17 protein-coding genes are annotated in these 17,596 nt (G+C 70.8%); 7 read left to right on the top strand and 10 right to left on the bottom strand.

The features are described from left to right. Nucleotides 1-64 precede the first annotated feature (64 nt). The 4 genes from GKO32_RS05300 (at nt 65) to GKO32_RS05280 (ending at nt 3,347) form a co-directional block, all read left to right on the top strand. Nucleotides 65-1,003: an FAD-dependent oxidoreductase gene (locus GKO32_RS05300; protein ID WP_154755633.1), complete on the top strand. Its 939-nt coding sequence runs from the start codon at nt 65-67 to the stop codon at nt 1,001-1,003. A 119-nt stretch (nt 1,004-1,122) separates the two neighbouring features. After that, nucleotides 1,123-2,229: a hypothetical protein gene (locus GKO32_RS05295; protein WP_154755632.1), complete on the top strand. Its 1,107-nt coding sequence runs from the start codon at nt 1,123-1,125 to the stop codon at nt 2,227-2,229. A gap of 410 nt (nt 2,230-2,639) precedes the next feature. Then, a complete protein-coding gene (locus GKO32_RS37895) occupies nt 2,640-2,777 on the top strand; it encodes a DUF1989 domain-containing protein (protein ID WP_166459380.1) in 138 nt (45 codons plus the stop codon). A gap of 351 nt (nt 2,778-3,128) precedes the next feature. Continuing rightward, entirely contained in the window at nt 3,129-3,347 is a 219-nt protein-coding gene (locus tag GKO32_RS05280) for a RidA family protein (RefSeq protein ID WP_312867532.1), read from the top strand. 117 nt (nt 3,348-3,464) lie between these two features. Here GKO32_RS05280 and GKO32_RS05275 read toward each other — a convergent pair whose 3' ends face one another. The 9 genes from GKO32_RS05275 to GKO32_RS05235 form a co-directional block, all read right to left on the bottom strand. After that, nucleotides 3,465-4,925 (bottom strand): UDP-glucose dehydrogenase family protein, encoded by a 1,461-nt coding sequence (locus GKO32_RS05275; protein WP_154755630.1) that lies wholly within the window; start codon nt 4,923-4,925, stop codon nt 3,465-3,467. Continuing rightward, the gene (locus tag GKO32_RS05270; protein ID WP_312867509.1) at nt 4,918-5,868 is read right to left on the bottom strand and encodes a glycosyltransferase family 9 protein; all 951 of its coding nucleotides are present in this window, start codon (nt 5,866-5,868) and stop codon (nt 4,918-4,920) included. The genes GKO32_RS05275 and GKO32_RS05270 overlap by 8 nt, the downstream gene beginning before the upstream one ends. Beyond that, nucleotides 5,859-6,548: an SDR family oxidoreductase gene (locus GKO32_RS05265; protein WP_154755629.1), complete on the bottom strand. Its 690-nt coding sequence runs from the start codon at nt 6,546-6,548 to the stop codon at nt 5,859-5,861. The genes GKO32_RS05270 and GKO32_RS05265 overlap by 10 nt, the downstream gene beginning before the upstream one ends. Continuing rightward, nucleotides 6,545-7,909 carry a PfkB family carbohydrate kinase gene (locus GKO32_RS05260; protein ID WP_312867508.1) on the bottom strand — a complete coding sequence of 455 codons (1,365 nt, stop codon included), beginning with the start codon at nt 7,907-7,909 and terminating at the stop codon, nt 6,545-6,547. The genes GKO32_RS05265 and GKO32_RS05260 overlap by 4 nt, the downstream gene beginning before the upstream one ends. Beyond that, nucleotides 7,906-8,469 carry a D-sedoheptulose-7-phosphate isomerase gene (locus tag GKO32_RS05255; protein WP_312867507.1) on the bottom strand — a complete coding sequence of 188 codons (564 nt, stop codon included), beginning with the start codon at nt 8,467-8,469 and terminating at the stop codon, nt 7,906-7,908. The genes GKO32_RS05260 and GKO32_RS05255 overlap by 4 nt, the downstream gene beginning before the upstream one ends. After that, a complete protein-coding gene (locus tag GKO32_RS05250; RefSeq protein WP_312867506.1) occupies nt 8,466-9,497 on the bottom strand; it encodes a glycosyltransferase family 9 protein in 1,032 nt (343 codons plus the stop codon). Before GKO32_RS05250 ends, GKO32_RS05255 begins: the two co-directional genes overlap by 4 nt. Further along, nucleotides 9,494-10,960, bottom strand: coding sequence for an HAD-IIIA family hydrolase (locus GKO32_RS05245; RefSeq protein ID WP_154755626.1), 1,467 nt, complete (start codon nt 10,958-10,960; stop codon nt 9,494-9,496). Before GKO32_RS05245 ends, GKO32_RS05250 begins: the two co-directional genes overlap by 4 nt. After that, a complete protein-coding gene (locus tag GKO32_RS05240) occupies nt 10,957-12,576 on the bottom strand; it encodes a carbamoyltransferase family protein (RefSeq protein WP_312867505.1) in 1,620 nt (539 codons plus the stop codon). Before GKO32_RS05240 ends, GKO32_RS05245 begins: the two co-directional genes overlap by 4 nt. A gap of 113 nt (nt 12,577-12,689) precedes the next feature. Continuing rightward, nucleotides 12,690-13,655 (bottom strand): UDP-glucuronic acid decarboxylase family protein, encoded by a 966-nt coding sequence (locus tag GKO32_RS05235; RefSeq protein ID WP_154755625.1) that lies wholly within the window; start codon nt 13,653-13,655, stop codon nt 12,690-12,692. Between the two features lie 59 nt (nt 13,656-13,714). On the opposite strand from GKO32_RS05235, the gene GKO32_RS05230 reads away from it, so the two are divergent. Genes GKO32_RS05230 through GKO32_RS05220 form a run of 3 tightly spaced genes read left to right on the top strand, consistent with a single transcriptional unit; the run spans nt 13,715 to nt 16,334 of the window. Beyond that, nucleotides 13,715-14,584, top strand: a complete 870-nt coding sequence (locus GKO32_RS05230; protein ID WP_154755624.1) for a polysaccharide pyruvyl transferase family protein — start codon at nt 13,715-13,717, stop codon at nt 14,582-14,584. Beyond that, nucleotides 14,581-15,447 (top strand): glycosyltransferase family 2 protein, encoded by an 867-nt coding sequence (locus tag GKO32_RS05225; RefSeq protein WP_312867504.1) that lies wholly within the window; start codon nt 14,581-14,583, stop codon nt 15,445-15,447. Before GKO32_RS05230 ends, GKO32_RS05225 begins: the two co-directional genes overlap by 4 nt. Beyond that, nucleotides 15,444-16,334: a glycosyltransferase family 2 protein gene (locus tag GKO32_RS05220; RefSeq protein ID WP_312867503.1), complete on the top strand. Its 891-nt coding sequence runs from the start codon at nt 15,444-15,446 to the stop codon at nt 16,332-16,334. Before GKO32_RS05225 ends, GKO32_RS05220 begins: the two co-directional genes overlap by 4 nt. A gap of 53 nt (nt 16,335-16,387) precedes the next feature. Here the strand turns inward: GKO32_RS05220 and GKO32_RS05215 are convergent, their stop codons facing one another. Next, nucleotides 16,388-17,596: a glycosyltransferase gene (locus GKO32_RS05215; protein ID WP_154755622.1), complete on the bottom strand. Its 1,209-nt coding sequence runs from the start codon at nt 17,594-17,596 to the stop codon at nt 16,388-16,390.

Raw genomic sequence — 17,596 nt, 5'->3', positions numbered from 1 at the left:
GCATCGTGGAGCCCGCGCGGGCGCCGTGTGTCCACAGTGGACTACCGGCCGCGCGGTGAGGGGGATGGCTGTGCCGGACCGGGACGTGGACGTGGTGGTGGCCGGCGCCGGGCCTGCCGGGTGTGCCGCCGCGTGGCGGATGGCGTCCCGGGGAGCCGACGTCCTGGTGCTCGACGACGCGGCACCCGGTGCGGACGACACCGCCGTGTTCCGGGTGGCGCATGCCGATATGACCGATGTTTTCCTTGCGCTGCAAGCCTTGTCGCTGTGGCGCGAGCTGGAACAGGGCACCGGCACCCGGCTGCTGCGGCTCACCGGGGAAATCGCGCACGGCCGCGGCGCGGAACTGGATCTGCTGGCCTGGGCCGCGGACCTCGCGGGCAAGCCGGGTCGCTGGCTGCCCGCCGGGGAAGCCGTCGAGCGCTGGCCCGGGATCCGGTACGAGGAAAGGATCTTCTTCCACCCGCTCGCCGGGTGCCTCGACGCGGACGCCGCCGTCACCGCGCTGCGCACCGCCGCCGCGGCCGAAGGGGCGGCGGTGCGGTCCGGCTCGGTGACCGCCGTCGAGTACGGCCGTGCCGACGCGGTCCTGGTGCACACGAGCGAGGGGTGTTACCGGGCGCGACGGGCGGTGGTGGCGGCGAGTGCACCCGTGCGGACCGCCACCTGCGTGCGGTTCGCACCGGTCCGCGGTGGGTTGGCGTGGCCGGTCTTCGCGCACTACGACACGACAGGCCTCATCGCCGCCGGGGCGCCCGCGGGCGATGGCGTCTCAGCCCGCGCCGGTGACGATCCGGCCAGGTACGCGCGCTGCTGGTTGCCCGGCGCCGACCCCGCCGCGGGGCAGCGGTACCGGACGGAGACCGGGACGCGGTTCGTCCTCGACCGGCGCGGGCCGGTGGTGCGGGCCGCCGGATTCACCGGCGAGGGCTTCAAGTTCCTGCCCGCGGTGGGCCGGATGATCGCCGATCTGGTCCTCACCGGCGCCGTCCAGAAATCGTGACCGAGCAGGTCGCCGGGGGCGATTTCCGGTAACGGAACCAGGGCGGTTGTCACCCGGCCGGGTGTCACCCGCTATGCTCGCGACCCCCACCGCCGAGAGATCTTGAGCAAGGGAACTACATGGATACCGAGAGCGAGCAGCAGGCGGCTTCGACGGACGTTCTCAGCAGCGCGGCCCACGCCGCCCGGCTGGTCATGTTGAAGACCATGGACGAGAAGATCCGTTACGCCTGCGAGGCCTTGGGCCAGCCGTCGACGTCGGATGTGATCGCGTTCCTGATGACCTACGGCGTGGTGACCAACCCCAAGCGCGAACGTGCCTACGTCGCCACGCAGGTCGACAAGTGGCGGACCGAGCGTGGCCTCGGTGACACCGGCGACCTGCCCCGGCTGTCCGCGGAGCTGCTGACCGAGCTGGACAACCGCCGTGCGGCCGAGGAGAGCGCCGCCGCCGAGAAGCAAGCGGCGGAAACCACGCCGGCCCCGCCGAAGACCACGACCGCGACCAAGAGGAGGTCGACTCCGGAGGGTTCGCGCGGTTTCTACCTCGTCGCGCTGATGTCCCTGCTGGTCTCGGTGGACACCTCGTGGCGGTTCTTCGGGATCAAGCTCGGCATCACCAGCATCTACGAGCGGGCCGCCATGTTCGCCGTGGTCGAGGTCGCCCTGATCGCGTGCGGGTTCGCGATGCGCGCCGGAATTCGCAGCGCCAGCGGGAAACCCGGGCCGGCCCGGCTGATCCTGTGGGCGTTGTGCTTCGCCTCCGGCTACATGGCCTTCGACCTCGCCGGCCCGGTGTCGGGCCTGGCGCGGGTCACCCTGGGCCCGGTGCTCGGCGTGGTGATGCTGCACCTGGCACTCGGCATCGAACTGCGGCACCGCCGCACCCGGGTCACCACCTGGAGCCGGGTCAGCCGCGAGCTCAAAGAGCGGTTCCTCTCGCGCCTCGGTCTCGGCGACGACGAGCGTGACGCGCTGGCTCGCACTCGTGACCGCGCCGCCCGCCGCGCCGCGCACCTGGCTCGCGCGTCGTGGATGACGCCGTTCCGCAAGGTCCGGCTCGCCCGCGCGCTGCGTTCCGCGAACGCCGCGCACGACGACCGGATGCGCGCCCGGCTGATGGCGGAGCTGGCCGCCGTGCAGCACGCCGACGAACTGCGGCGGCTGGACCTCGCGTCCCCGTGGTCGGACTCGCTGGCCAACACACTCAAGTACCTGCGCAGCTGATCCCCGCCGGCCGCGTGCCGTCCCGAGTGGGCGGCACGCGGCCGGCGATCACTCAGCGGGGCCCGTCGGCCAGTGCGGCATGCCATCCCGCGGCCTCCGGCATACGACGACGGCTCGGGGAAGGTCCAGCCGGCGAGGTTTTCCGTTGCGGGGCGCCGGACTTCGATGGTGATCGGCCGGTACGTCTCGAGCGGATCGCGTGCTTCCGGCCCCCACTGCCGGATCGAGAGGTCACCACCCGGGCACGTCGAACTCGGTCAGCCCATGGGGCAGGGACCGCCCGGGTCAGGTTCGAGCGACAGTGGACATCGAAGTCCTCTCCGGACCGCAGCCGGTTGGTGCAGGGGTCGCACCGGCTGCCGAGCAGATCGTGCACGCGGTCGCCGTCCCCGTCGACCACAGCCACGCAGGTGGGCGATCTGAACATCTGGAACCGGCACAACCCCCGCGAGCGGATGTGGGCGGCCAAGACCCGCCAGCTGCAGGCGGCGCACGTCTCGACCTACGACCACTCCTCGTCGACATCCAGCGCGCCGTTGCTGCTCTGATAGGCGGCGTCGGTCGGCTTCATGCGCCGCATTTCGGCGAGGGTCATCGTCAGTCCTCCGGTACCGCTCGTTGGGATTGCGCGACCACTGCCGCTGCACCAGCAGCTCCCATTCCGGCCGGTTCGCCGGATAGTCGTGGGGTTGACCCAGCCGCCCTGCTCGAGGCAGACGACCTTGAACCCGGCGTTTGGACTGTCCCATCCGTGCACCGCTTTCGACAAGGTAAAGCTGCTGCCGGTGATCGACGACGACGCCCGTGTCGTCGACGCGGTGCTGACTTTTTTGTGAGGAACGTATGACACGCAAAGCCTTCGACCCGCCCGGCGTCCGCCGGACGGCTCGTTGCCGCCCGTGCTCGACGCCGCGGGTGCCACCGCGGAGGACGTCGTCTCGGTCACGGTCCACCTGGCTGACGGTGCGGACTTCGAACGGATGAACGCGCTCTACCGCGACTACTTCACCGGGCTTACCCCGCCCGCACCACGGTCACCGCCGGGTTGCGGCCCGGTGTCCGGTTCGAAATCACCGCGCAGGCGTTCGTCGCCTGAACAGTGCGAAAGCGGCGCGTGAAGGCCGTGACCAAGGCGACGTCAGCGCCGAGAGCATCGCGCCCATCCCGGCGGGCCGCGATGGTGAGCCACGGGAATTCGCCGATCTGGTCACGTTCCTGGCCAGCGACCGGGCGAGTTACCAATCCGGCCGAAAGTAGGCGGACACGGTCCCCAGCCGATCTGCTTGTAGACACCCGTTTCCGCCGTAGCTGCCGTCGGATTGGTAACGAACGGCACAGTACGTCACCGGCTCCGTGCTGCGGGTGGATGGTGGACTGCTGCAGAACATCCGACCCGCTTCTTCCCCCTTCGCGGCGCCGACACCGATGCGGCGCATGCCCGTGCCCGCCAAAATCTTGTCGTCCAGCAGGTTCCTCGTGTCGACCACGACGGGACGGCGTGCGGCGGCGGCCATCCGGAACCAGTCGAGCTCGCGGAACTGCGGCCACTCGGTGAGTACCACGACGGCGTCCGCGCGATTCGCGACCTGGTAAGGGTTTCCGGTCGAGGTGAGCCAGCCGGGTCCGTCCGGGACCTGGGGGTCGTGGGCGGTGAGCTCCGCGCCCTGTGCCGCCAGTTCCGCGGCGATGCCGAGCGCGGGGGAGTCCCGGAGATCTCCGGTGCCGGCCTTGAAAGCCAAGCCCAGCAAGCCGATCCGGGCCCCCGACAGGGAACCGTCCGGCGTACCGGTCGCCGCGATGCGGATCTTGCGGAGCATCGCCGCGGCCTGGCGGGCGTTCACCGCGACCGCGTCCCGCACCAGCGGCAAATCCACTCCGGCGCCCTCGGCGATACCGAGCAGCGCGCTGGTGTCCTTCGGCAGGCACGAACCGCCCCAGCCCGGCCCGGCGGCGAGGAAATCGGGGCCGATACGCTCGTCGAGCCCCATGGTCATGGTGACCTCGCCGATCTCGGCACCGAGGTGCTCACACAGCTCGGCCAGAGTGTTCACATAGGACAGTTTGACCGCGAGAAACGCGTTGCTGGCGTACTTCGCCAGCTCGGCACTCTTCGCACTGGTGCGGATCACGGGTGCGTCGAGCCCCGCGTAAAGCCCGGCGACCCGGTCCGCGGCCTCGCGATGTTCCGGAGCGGAACCGATCACGACCCGGTCCGGTTCGAGGAAATCGGCGACGGCCGTGCCCTCACTGAGGAACTCCGGATTGCTCACCACCGGGATGTCGTCACGCCCCAGCAACCGGGGCAGCCGTGCGGCCGTTCCGACCGGGACGGTGGACTTGGTGACGAGCACGCAACCGGGCGGCAGGACCTCGCGCAACGAGCCCAGGACGGTCTCCACCACGCTCAGATCGGCGGTGCCGTCCGGGCCGGTGGGGGTGGGCAGGCACAGCAGCACCACATCGGACTGATCCAGCGCGGCGAGGTCCGTGGTGAACGCCAGCCGTTCCTCGGCGAGCCCGTCCCGGACCAGCCCGCGCAGCCCGGGTTCCGCGATCGGGATTTCGCCGCCGGCGCATTCCTCCACTTTGGACTGATCATTGTCCGCACAGGTCACGTGGTGGCCGAGGTGGGCGAGACACGCGGCCGTCGTCAACCCGACGTAACCCGCACCCACCACGCCGACGCGGTTACCCATGAGCCACCTTCTCCCGCAGCAGCCCCGTGGCCGCCGTCAGCACCCGATCGGGCTGGAGCATGAGCAGCCCCGAATCCGGCTTGCCGGCATGGGGATCACCGACATCCCCGACCCACAACGCCACATGCCGGCCGTCGCCGGGCGGCGGTCCCCACAGCCGTGGCGGGGTGGGCCCGAACAGCAGCACCGACGGCGTGCCGAACGCGGTCGCCACATGCCCGACGCCGGTATCCCCGCATACCACGAGCCTGGCCGCGGCGACCAGCGCGGCGAGCTCGGCCAGTCCGGTGCGGCCCGCGAGCACGGCCGACGCGGGCAGTCCGGCCCGGTCGGCGACCTCTTGTGCCAGCGGCAGTTCCGCGGCCGTACCGGTCACCACCACGTCCTGACCCGCCGCCGCGAGTTCCCCGGCCACCACGGCATACCGCTCCGGCGGCCACCGTCGCGCGGCGTAGGCGGCGCCCGGATGGATCACCACAGCGCCGGCGATCTCCGCGGGCCCGGGTGGCTCGGGCAACCGGAAATCGTCGCGATCGGCCTGGATTCCACCGTATTCGAGCAGGCGGCACCAGCGGTCGATCTCGTGCACGTCCGCCCGCCATTCCAGACCCACCTGGTCCGGAAACGCCGGATGCCGGTGGGTGAGCAGTTCGCGCGGGTGCCCCTCGAGCAGATCGCGGATGCTTTCCGGGCCGGACCCGTGCAGGTTCACCGCCAGCGACGGCGGCTCGCCCGGCCAGTCCAGCGCACCGAGACCGCCGGTCGGCAACAGTTCGTCGACGGCGTCGATCAACTCCACGACATCGCGCAGCCCTTCCGGTGCGGCCAGCACAAGCCGCGCGTCCGGGCGAGCCCGGTGCAGGGCGCGCAGCGCGGGCACCGCGGTGAGCAAATCACCCAGCCCCAGCGCGCGCAGGACCAGTACCGCCTCGGTCACGGCCACGACCCTTCCTCCGAGGCACAGACCACCATCTCCCGCACCTCGCACCCGGGCGGCTGGCTCAGCGCGAACACGACCGACCGCGCGACGTCCCCGGGCCGGTTGAGCTTCGCGTCCGGCGGCGGCTTGTATTGCTCGTCGCGCCCGTCGAAGAACGCCGTGTCCATTCCGCCGGGAATCAGCAGCGTCACCCCGACCGCGCCCGCGGTTTCCGCGGCGAGCGCCCGGGTGAAGCCGACCGTGCCCCATTTCGAAGCGCAGTAGGCAGTTGCGTCACCGACCGCCTTGATCCCCAAGGTGGACCCGCAGGTGACCACGGTGCCATGGGACTGTTTCAGGTACGGCAGCGCCGCGCGCACGACGGCCGCGGTGCCGAGCAGGTTCACCTTGACCACGCGCTCCCAGTCCGGTGTGGACACTCCGTCGAGCGGGCCGCACGCGTCGATCCCGGCGGCGGTGAACACTCCGTCGATCCGCCCGCCGGCGCGGTCGGCGAGTTCGCGGACCGCGGTTTCGGCGGCGGTGCTGTCGGCCAGATCCGCCGGGACGAATTCCACCGGCGCCTCAGGTTGTATGCGGTCGATCACATACGGCGTACCGCCTTCGGCCGCTACCGCGACGGCCACGGCCGCGCCGAGACCGCTTGCGCCACCGGTGATCAGGATGTTCCCCAGCGCTGTCATCGTTCTCCTTCCCGACCGCGGGCGATCGCGATCAGCCTGGTCGTCGAATACCCGGGAACGGCAGGCACCAGCACGATCTCACCGCCGTGGCGCCGGACCACTTCGCTTTCGGGCAGTTCGGCTTCGGTGTAGTCACCGCCTTTCACCCACACGTCCGGTCGAAGCCGGTCGAGCAGGCGGGCGGGGGAGGTCTCGTCGAAGGTGAGCACGGCGTCCACACAGGACAGTTCGGCCAGCAACCGTGCCCGGTCGGCAGCCGGTACGATCGGGCGGCCTTCACCCTTGAGCCGGCGCACCGAATCGTCGGAGTTGAGGCACACCACGAGCGCGTCACCGAGTTCACGTGCCCGCCGCAGCAGCGTGAGATGCCCAGGGTGCACCAAATCGAAGCACCCGCCGGTGGCGACGAGCCTGCCGCCGGAGCCGCGCACGCGCGACGCGAGTTCGAAAGCCGGCGTGGCCGGGGCGCGATGTCCGGGCTGGGACAGGGAAAGCGCCGAAGCGCCACCGTCGGCGACGAAGCTCGCCGCCGTTTCGACCCCGGCCGCCACCGCTTCCGCGACCGTGTACCCGTCGAGCAGGGCCGCCGCGGCGGCGGACGCGAACCGGTCCCCGGCGCCACACGTGTCGTGCCCGGTGTTCCCGAGCCCGGCGGGGACCTCGACCTGACTCACGCGTTTTCCGTTGGCCAGCAAGGCTCCCGAGGCGCCGGTGGTGATCGCGACCGAATCGGCGCCCCACTCGTCCCGCAGCACCTTCGCCAGTTCGGCCGGTTCGGTGTAGGCCGGGGCGAATCCCTTGGCCTCCGCCGAATTCGGGGTGACCAGCTGGGCGCCGCGCACCGGCTCGGGACCACGAGGATGCGGGTCCCACACCACGGGGACGCGCCGGGCCAGTTCGGTCAGCAGGCGCCGCAGTTCCGGATGCGCGGCCACGCCACGGCCGTAGTCGGCGACGAGGATCGCGCCCGCGGCACGAACAGCGGCGACCACCTCGGCGGACAGCGGTTCGTTCGCCGCGGTGCCGTCGCCGTCGTCCACGCGGAGCATCGACTGGCCGGCAGCACGCACCCGCGTCTTGCGAACCGTGCTGCCCCGCAAGGGAAGGCGGTGCACCCGCACCCGGCTCGAGAGCAACTCTCCGAGGGTCGTGCCACTTTCGTCGTCACCGAGCGCGGCGACGAGTTCGACGTCCGATGTGGACTGTGCCGCCAGCAGCGCGGCCAGTCCGGCGCCCCCTGGCCGGTAACGGCGCCGGGTCACGTCGACCACGGGGACCGGCGCTTCCGGGCACAGCCGGTCCGCGCGGCCCTCGACGTCCACATCCAGGATCGCGTCTCCCACCACGACCAGCGGGTTCACGTCGGTACCCCGAGCGCCTCGTCGACGCAGGCGCACAACGTGTGCACCAGTGCCAAGTGGACTTCCTGCACGGTGGCGGTGCTTGCGGCCTCCACGGGGATCGCGTCGTCGCACAACGCGGCCAGCGGGTTGGGCGACGGCCCGGTCAGCGCCCAGGTGGTGACGCCGAGATCTTGCGCGGCCTTCGCGGCGGCGACCACGTTCGCGCTCGTCCCGCTGGTGGACAACGAAACAAGGACGTCACCACGCCTGCCATGCGCCCTTACCTGGCGCGCGAACAGTTCGTTTTCGCCGTAGTCATTGCCGATTGCAGTCAGCGCCGAAGTGTCGGCGTGCAGCGCGATCGCCGAGAAGGGGGTCCGCTCACGGCGGAAGCGGCCGACAAGCTCTCCGGTCAGATGCTGCGCTTCGGCGGCACTGCCCCCGTTGCCGCAGGCCAGCAACCGGCCGCCGCCGTCGAGCACCGCCGCGAGATGCCGGCCCCACTGGGAGATCTTCGGCGCCGCGGCACCGGTGCGGGTCGCGGCGTCGCTCAAGGCGGCGAAATGTTCTCGGATCACGATGAACCTCCTGTGCTCGGGCAGCTCATGAGTTCCTCGGCCGCGGCGACGACCTCATCCGGCTCGATCGAGTCCAGGCAGGGATGCCCGGCGACCGGGCACGTCCTCGCCCGGCTGTCGCGGCACGGCGCGGACTGCTCACCGAGCAGCACGCGCGGCACCCGGTAGGGCGCCCACCGCGCGGCGGACACCACCGGGGCGAACAACGACACCACCGGCGTGCCGACGGCGGCGGCGAGATGCGCGGGCCCGGTGTTGGGCGCCACCACCACCGACGCGCCGTCCAGTACGGCGGCGAGTTCGGGCAGCGTCGTCGCGCCGCCGAGATCGGTGCCGTGCCGGCCGGAAACCGCCGCCGTGAGCCCGGATTCGGCTTTGCCGCCGGTCACCAGGACGCGGTGCCCGGCGGCGGCGAGCGCGGCCACCATCGCCGCCGACTGTGCCGTGCTGGGCCGGCGCGCGGGGGCCGACGCGGCGGGATGGACCACCACATAAGGGGTTTCGCCGGTCAGCGCCCGGACATCCGGCAGCGGGCGGCGAATCGCGAGCCCGCCGTCGTCACCGGCCGGGAGCCGGTAACCCGCGGCGATGGCGAGGGCGAGCGCGCGTACGCTCTCCGGCAGTTCGCCGTGCACGCGATGCCGCAGGTCGAGCAATGAACCGGGATAGTCTTCCGAAATCGCGCCGATCCAGGGAATTCCGGCCATGCGTAACAGTAGGGCCAGCGGTAATGCGGATTGGTGGAACGAGGTGAGGACCAGTGCGCGATCGAACTCCCGTGCCCTGATGGTCCGGACGAAAAGGTCGATGTCCTCTGTGGATACTGGATCGGGCTCCGGGTCGATCCACGGCGCGCACCAGGTAAGCACGTCGTCGATGCCGGGCAAGAGTTCGGCTCCGGCCCGCCCGCGGGGTCCCGCCAGCATCGTGACGGGCTCCCCGCCGGCCGCGACGGCACGCACGCACGGCCCGGCGAGCAGCACGTCACCGATATTGTCCAGGCGTACCACCAGAACTCCGCCCATCACCGCACCTCCATCGCGAGCCGGACGGCGTGGGCGAGATCCGGCGCGACCGTGGCCGCGCGCTCGGCTTCCTCCGGGCGGGTCCGGGCCGTCGGCACCAGGATTCCCCGTGCCCCAGCGGTTTCGGCCGCCGCGACGTCGCCGCCGGTGTCCCCGATGACCACGCACCGGGACGCCGGAACGCGCAGTTCCGCCGCCGCGGCGCGGATCAGGCCGGGCGCGGGTTTGCGGCACGCACAGCGATCCGCCTCGTCGTGCACGCAGACCTGCCACGTGTCGAACGGGCCGAGCAGTTCCTCCACCCGCGCGTTGACCGCGGCCAGTTCCTCCCTACTGATCAGTCCTTTTGCGACACCCGACTGGTTACTGACGACCCCGACCCCGACTCCGGCGGTGCGCAGGCGCCGCACCAGGTCCACGGCGCCGGGCACCGGCCGGACCTTCTCGGGGTCGTTCAGATATGGCACGTCCTCGATGAGGGTGTCGTCGCGGTCGAACAGCACCGCCAGCGGCGGCCCGCCGGCCCGGCGATGTGCGAACTCACCACGCACCCGGTGCCAGCATGCGGCCGGCGGGATCAGCACGCTGGTCAGCAGCATCCGGCCGATCTCCCCGGGCGTGCGCGGGCCGGGGGCGATGCGCGTTCCCGCGAACCCGGCGGTCAGCGCGGCCCAGACACCACCGGCGACGGCGGCGGCTTTGCGGTGCCGTAGAAGTCCGAAAAGGACAGTGCTGAGCCCGGCCACGGTGCTCGCCGCGTGCCGGCGCACCCGACCCGGTCCCTCACCGATCCGCGCCCGCCAGCGCGCGCCGAATTTCCGCCGCAGCAAGGCGTTGTCGGCGTTTCCACGCTGGGCCCGCACGCTTGCCAGCGGACCGGACCGGCGCGCCGGATGCGTGGTGAGCCGGGAGCCGGTCACGATGTCGTGGCCCGCCAGGCACACCCGCAGCGCCAGGTCCGCGTCTTCCCGGTAGGCACTCGGGAAACGTTCGTCGAATCCGCCGACGGCCGCCAGGACCGAGCGCCGGTAGGCCATGTCGGCGGTGATCCAGCGTGCTGTCTCCAAGCCGGCGGTGCCGCGTTCGTCATCGGTCGGGCGCGGCGGCAGCGGGACCGTGATGCGGCCCTGCGACGCCGCCGTGTGCTCGTCGGCTGAGGCGAGATCCTCGGCGAGCCGGGCGGGCCAGTCGGGACCGACCACGACATCGTCGTCGAGAAAGGCGATCCAGTCACCGCGGGCCGCACGCCAGCCGGCATTCCGCGCGGCGGCCGGGCCGCGGCCTCCACTGTGGATCACCTCGAGCGGCACCCGGCACGGTGGCAAAGACAGTTCCGGTGTGCCCGGCCGGTCGTCGACCACGATGATCTCGAGGGGCGGCGGACCGGCCGCACCGTCGAGGGCCTCCAGCAGCACCCGCAGGCTTTCGCGGCCCGTGGTCGGGATGACGACGCTGTAGTCCGTCATCGCCACACCACGAACGGTCCGATGGCGAGCAGGTCGATCGGCGCGGAACCAAAACATTCCAGCGCGTCTCTCGGCGAGTCGACCATGGGTCTGCCCGCGGTGTTGAGGCTGGTGTTCACCACGACCGGAAGCCCGGTCCTCGCCTCGAAACCGGCCAGCATCTGCGCCAGCACCGGATTTTCCTCGCGGGCCACGGTTTGCACCCGCGCGGTACCGTCCACATGGGTCACCGCGGGGAGGCGGTCGCGCCAGGCGGGCGCCACGTCGTGCACGAACAGCATGTAGGGACTCGGCAGCGGGCCGCGCCCGAAGATCGGCGCGGCACGGTCGGCGAGCACGATCGGCGCCACCGGACGAAACTGCTCACGGCCCTTGACGTCGTTGAGGCGTTCGAGATTGGCCGCGTGCCCGGGGTGCGCCAGCAGCGAACGGTACCCGAGCGCACGGGGCCCGAACTCGGCGCGCCCGGAGAACCACGCCACGATCCGGTCGTCCGCGAGCGCCCCCGCCACCGTGGCGGCCAGGTCGTCCGGGCGCGAGTACTGTAGTTTTGCTGTCCGCAGCACGTTTTCGAGCTCGTCGTCCGTCCATTCGCGACCGAGATCGGCGCCCGTCATCCGGGTGCGCGGTTCGCCGAATTCCGCGGCCAGTTGTAATGCGGCGCCAAGTGCGGTGCCGGCGTCTCCCGCGGCCGGTTGCACCCAGATCCGGTCGAATGGTCCTTCGGCGTGCAGCCGGGTGTTCGCGACGCAGTTCAGCGCGATGCCACCGGCCATCGCCAGGTTGGGGTTCCCGGTTTCCCGATGCAGCCAGTGGGCCAGCTCCAGGAGCACGTCTTCGAGTCTGCGCTGGACACTGGCGGCCAGATCGGCCTGCGCGGAATCGAATTCCCCGCCGGATCCGGCCGGGGCGAAGGAATCCCAATCGACCGGTTCGGTATGAAATCCACCATCCGGCGTCACTCGCGCCAGTTCCGCGAACTCACGGAGAAACCGCGGCTTCCCGTAAGAGGCAAGCGCCATCACTTTGTACTCGTCGCTGGACCGGGCAAACCCCAGATGCTCCGTCAGATCCTCATACAGCAGCCCCAGGGAATGCGGAAGCCGCTGCGAAGCCAGTTCGACGAATTTGCCGTCGCGGTATTCGCCCGCGAGATAAGAAGTGCTTTCCCCGCGCCCGTCGGCGACGAGCACCGCGGGGTCGTCGAACGGCGCGGCGAGCGCGGCGGACGCACCGTGCGCAACGTGATGCCGGACGAATCGCACCTTCGCCGGATCGAGACCGGGCAACGCGGCTTTCAGGAACGCGGGCGCGCGGCGGGCGTAGTCGGTGCGGGTGTGTTCGCTGCCGGCGTCGAGGCCGCCGAGGGTGTGGTCCACCAGTCCGGGATCGTAGGAATAGCCCACGGCGTCGAGCTGGTCAGGTCGGATCCCGGCACGCTCGAGGCACCAGGCCGCCGACCGTTCCGGAAGCTCCCAAGCGGAAAACGGCACCGGGCGCTTACCGTGCTTGCGGCGGCTGAATCGTTCCTCTTCGGCCGCCGCCACGATTTCGCCGTCCACGACGAGCGCGGCGGCAGGATCGTGGAACACCGCGTTGATCCCCAGAATTCGCACCGGTCGCACCCCTCCGTTCGTGGTGAAAGACCGTCACCCGTCCTTCTCCGTACCGCTACCCGGTGGAATTGGCTGTAAACGGTGCTACCCGGAAAAGCCCAGGACGTCGCCACTCAACGAAGCGACTCCTGCTCGGGCAGTACACCGGTGAACCAGGCGACCGTGCGGCGCAGCCCGTCGGCGAGGTCCACCTTGGGAGTCCACCCGAGCTGGGTGCGGGCGAGCGTGATGTCGGGACAGCGCCGCCGCGGATCGTCGATGGCGGCGTCGACATGGTCCATCCGGGATGGACTGTCCGTGATCCGCACGATTTCCGCGGCCAGCTCCGCGACGGTGATCTCGTGGGGATTCCCGAGGTTCACCGGACCCGGACGCCCCAGCCGGGCCAGTGCGATCAGCCCCCGCACCGTGTCGTCGACGTAGCACAGCGACCGGGTCTGTTCACCGGTGCCCGCGATCGTGAGCGGTTCCCCTTCCAGCGCCTGGCGGATGAACGTGGGCACCATCCGCCCGTCGAAGGGACGCATCCGCGGACCATAGGTGTTGAAGATTCGCGCGATGCTCGTGTCGGCGCCCTTTTCCCGCCGATACGCCATCGTCAGCGCCTCGGCAAACCGTTTCGCTTCGTCGTAGACGCTGCGCGGGCCGACCGGATTCACGTGCCCCCAATAACTTTCCGATTGAGGATGCTCGGTCGGATCGCCGTAGACCTCGCTGGTCGAAGCCAGCACGAACCGAGCGCCACTGTGCACGGCCAGCTCCAGCAACTGCTCGGTGCCGCGCGATCCGGCACGCAGCGTCTCCACGGGTAACCGGAGGTAGTCAGACGGGGAGGCGGCGGAGGCCAGATGGAAGATGGTGTCGTAGTGCCGCTCGCCGCCGAGCGGTTCGGTGACATCCCGCACCAGCAACCGGAACCCGGGCTTGCCGAGCAGGTGCGCGACCGTGTCCGGAGAGGACGTGGCGAAATTGTCGAGTGTGTCCACCTCGGCCCCGGCGGCGAGGAGCCGCTCGCACAGGTGCGACCCCAGGAATCCGGCGCCGCCGGTGACCAGGCTGCGTTTGATCGTATGAGGCATCCGATCGAATACCCGCACCAATCGGGTTGAACCGGTGTCATGCCGGGTACGAGCGGGATATGCGCGTGCTTGTGACGGGCTGGCCGAGTTTCTACGACGGCGAGGCCACAGCGGGGGACGTGTTGAGCATGCGACGAGTGTGCGACGCGCTCAACGTGGCCGGGGTGGCGCACGATTCCGCGTGGAGTCCCGCCTTCCGCCCGGGTGGGATGTCGCTCGACGATGCCGAGCCGGGCGACTACACCCATGTCGTGTTCGTCTGCGGACCGGCGCACGGCAAACAGGTCCGGCGACTGCACGAGCGCTACGCCGGCTGCCGCCGGATCGCCGTCGGGGTGTCGGTGCTCGACGCGAGCGACCCCGCGGTTACGGGGTTCCACCGGGTGTTCGCCAGAGACGGTGACACCGAGCCTGCCGTCGACCTGTCGGCGACCGCGAATGCGAACACCGCGCCGGTGGCGGGTGTCGTGTTCGCGCCGGGGCAGCCCGAGTACGGAGTTTTCCGCCGGCATGACGAGGTGCACGCGCGGCTGACGACCTGGCTGTGCCACCTGGACTGCGCGCGGATTCCGGTGGACACCAGGCTCGCGATCGGGGACTGGTCCAAATGCGCCACTCCCGACCAGTTTCTCGCGCTGGCGCACAAATTCGACGTGATCGTCACGACCCGCCTGCACGGGCTGGTGCTCGGCTTGCGGGCCTCGGTGCCGGTGCTGGCGGTGGATCCGATCGAGGGCGGCGGGAAAGTGACCGCACAGGCCGACGCGCTCGGCTGGCCGGCGCTGGTCGGGGCGCACGATGTGGGCCACCGGGCGCTGCTGGATAACTGGTGGCAGTGGTGTCTTTCGATCGGCGGGCGGGTGGCGGCACGGCGGGTGGAAACCGACAGCACCCTGATCGACGACCTGCTCCTGGAGATGGTGCGGTGAACCGCACCACCGTGGTGATCGCGACCCGGAACCGCGCCGGTGAACTCGCCCGTAGTCTGGGAAAACTGACCTCGCTGCCGTCCGCGCCGCCGGTGATCGTGGTGGACAACGCCTCCGGCGACGGCACAGCCGAGGTGGCGCGGTCCTTTCCGGGGGTGCGGGTGATCCGGTTGCCGCGCAATCTGGCCGCGGCCGCCAGGAACAGGGGAGTGGCCGCCGCGTCGACGCCCTATGTCGCGTTCAGCGACGACGATTCGTGGTGGGCCGAGGACGCCTTGGGGGAGGCAGAAGCGGTTCTCGACTCGTGTCCCCGAGCCGGACTGGTCGCCGCCCGCACCCTGGTCGGTCCACAATGGACGGATGACCCGGTGAACGGGTTGATGGCCGACAGTCCGCTGGGCCGGGCCCCGGACCTGCCGGGGCCGTCCGTGCTCGGGTTTCTCGCCTGCGCGGCGGTGGTTCGCCGGCAGGCCTTTCTCGACGCGGGAGGGTTCAGCGAGCTGCTCCACTTTGGCGCGGAGGAACGGTTGCTGGCGCTGGACCTCGCCGCGCGGGACTGGCAACTGTGTTACTGCGACCGGGTCCGCGCCCATCACCATCCATCCACCCGGCGTCCGCCCGCGTCCTGGCGCACCCGCGCGGAATGGCGGAACAACGCATTGATCACCTGGCTGCGGCGGCCGTTGCGGCGCTGCGTCACGGATACCGCGTCACTGGCGGCGAAGGCGTTGCGGGACGCCGAGGCGCGGGCCGTGCTCGCCGGGGTGCTGGCCAGGCTGCCCACCGCGTTGCGGCACCGGCGGCGGTTGCCGGATGACGTCGAACACCAGGCTCGGCTGCTTGAAGGGAAGGCGCATCGGTGAACCGGATCAGCGTGGTGATGATCACCCACAATCGGCGGGAACAGCTGCTGCGCACGCTCGAACATATGACGAAACTGCCGGACGGGGCGCCGATCATCCTGGTGGACAACGCATCGGAGGACGGCACGGCCGACGCCGTCGCGCGCCTGTACCCGCAGGTCGAGCTGATCCGGGCGGAGCGCAATCTCGGCTCGGTGGCACGGAATCACGCGGTGCGTCAGGTGCGGACGCCGCATGTTGCCTTCTGCGACGACGACACCGTGTGGCAACCCGGTTCGCTCGACTACGCGGCCGACGTGCTCGACAGGTATCCGGGGCTCGCCTCGGTGACCGGCAAATGCCTGGTGGAGCCGGGGCTCGAGGAGGATCCGCTCACCCCGGAGCTGCGGGATTCGCCGGTGCGGGGACCGGACTGGCTGCCCGGCCCCGCACTGCTCGGGGTGATGGCCGGGCTCACCGCTTTCCGGGTAAGCGCTTTCACGGAGGTGGGCGGCTTCTCGGCGCGCATGTGGCTCGGCGGTGAAGAGGAGCTGCTGGCGCTGGACCTCGCCGCGCGGGGCTGGTGGATGTGCTGGGACGAGCGGATGATCATCCACCACGCACCGTCGACGGTGCGGGACGCGCGGCGGCGCCGCCAGCTCGGGATCCGCAACACCTTGTGGACACTGTGGCTGCGCCGCCCGGTCCGCAGCGCCACCCGCCGCACGGCGGCGATCCTGCGCACGGCCCCACCGGACGGCGCCACGGTACGGGCGGTCCTGGAGGCGATGCGCGGGTTGCCGTGGGTGCTGCGGGAGCGCGAGGTGGTGCCGCCGGTAGTCGAGACCGGCTTGGTGTCACTGGAGGATGCTCAGCGGAGTTCCAGGGCACGTCGCTACGTGGGGTGAGTTTCGGCTACCCACCGGCGAAGTGGGGCGGGGGTGGGTCCCCCAGGAACCAGTCACTGAGCGGCGGATTCCGGCACCGGCACCGGCAGCACGCGGTCGTAGACGCGCAGGGTGTCGGCGCCGACCCGGTCCCAGGAGTAGCGCGCCTGCACCCGGTCGTAGCCCGCCAGGCCGTACCGTTCCCGCAGCGTGCTGTTCCTCAGCAGCTGCCTGACCGCACGGGCGAGCTTGGCCGGGTCGCGGGGCGGCACCAGGGTGCCGGTGATCCCGTCCACCACGGTATCGACCAGTCCGCCGACCGCGCCGGCCACCACCGGGACCCCGCAGGCCATCGCTTCCAGCGGGGTGATGCCGAATGGTTCATACCATGGCGTGCACACCATGACATCCGCGGACCGCAGCAGTGCCGGCATCTTGTCCCGCGGTACCTGGCCGGCCATCCGGAACCGGTCGGCCACGCCCAGGCCGTGGGCGACCTCACGCAGGCGCCGCGCCTCGGGGTCATTCTCCAGTTCACCCTCACCGGGTCCGCCGACGAGCACCAGTTCGGTGCCCGGTAAGGATTTCAGCGCGCGGATGGCGATGTCGAAACCCTTGCGCGGCACCAAGCGTCCCACGCTGATCATCCGGTGCGGCGCGCCACGTCGTGCGGTCGGGCCGTCCGGGCTGAAACCGTCGAGGTCCACCCCGCACGGGACGACCGAGGCGCGTGCCCGCGGCATGCCGAGCCGCACCAGCTCGAAGACCTCCGCCGAGCAGGTCGCGAGCACCCGGTCGGCGCGCCGGGCGATCATCCGTTCCAGCCGGATCCGTTCCGGTGGGCTGGTGTCGGCCGCGCCCTGATGGCGCCGCTTCACCACACCGAGCGCGTGAAACGTCTGTACGACAGGGATTCCGGCGTCGAAGGTGGCCACCAGCGAAGCGAGCCCGGACATCCAGAAATGAGCGTGCACGATATCCGGCCGGTCCCGCTCCCACTCGCCGCGCAGGAACTCGCCGAACGCGCCCATATGCGGCAACAGTTCGTCCTTGGGCAGCACCCGCGCCGGACCGGCAGGCACGTGCACCACACGGTAACCGTTCGGGGTGATGACCTCACGGGGTGCGCCGGGATCTTCGTGTCGCGTGTAGACGGTGACGGCATGGCCTTGCCGGGAAAGTGCGGCGGACAGTTCGGCCACGTGGACGTTCTGCCCGCCGGCATCGACCCCGCCGAGTGTCGCCAGTGGACTGGCGTGCTCGGACACCATGTCGATCTTCAT

The sequence above is a fragment of the Amycolatopsis pithecellobii genome (genome assembly GCF_009707865.1).
GTDB classification, from domain to species: Bacteria; Actinomycetota; Actinomycetes; order Mycobacteriales; family Pseudonocardiaceae; genus Amycolatopsis_E; species Amycolatopsis_E pithecellobii.
Note: the sequence above shows the minus strand (reverse complement) of the source record. Positions and strands in the feature narration are given on the sequence as shown.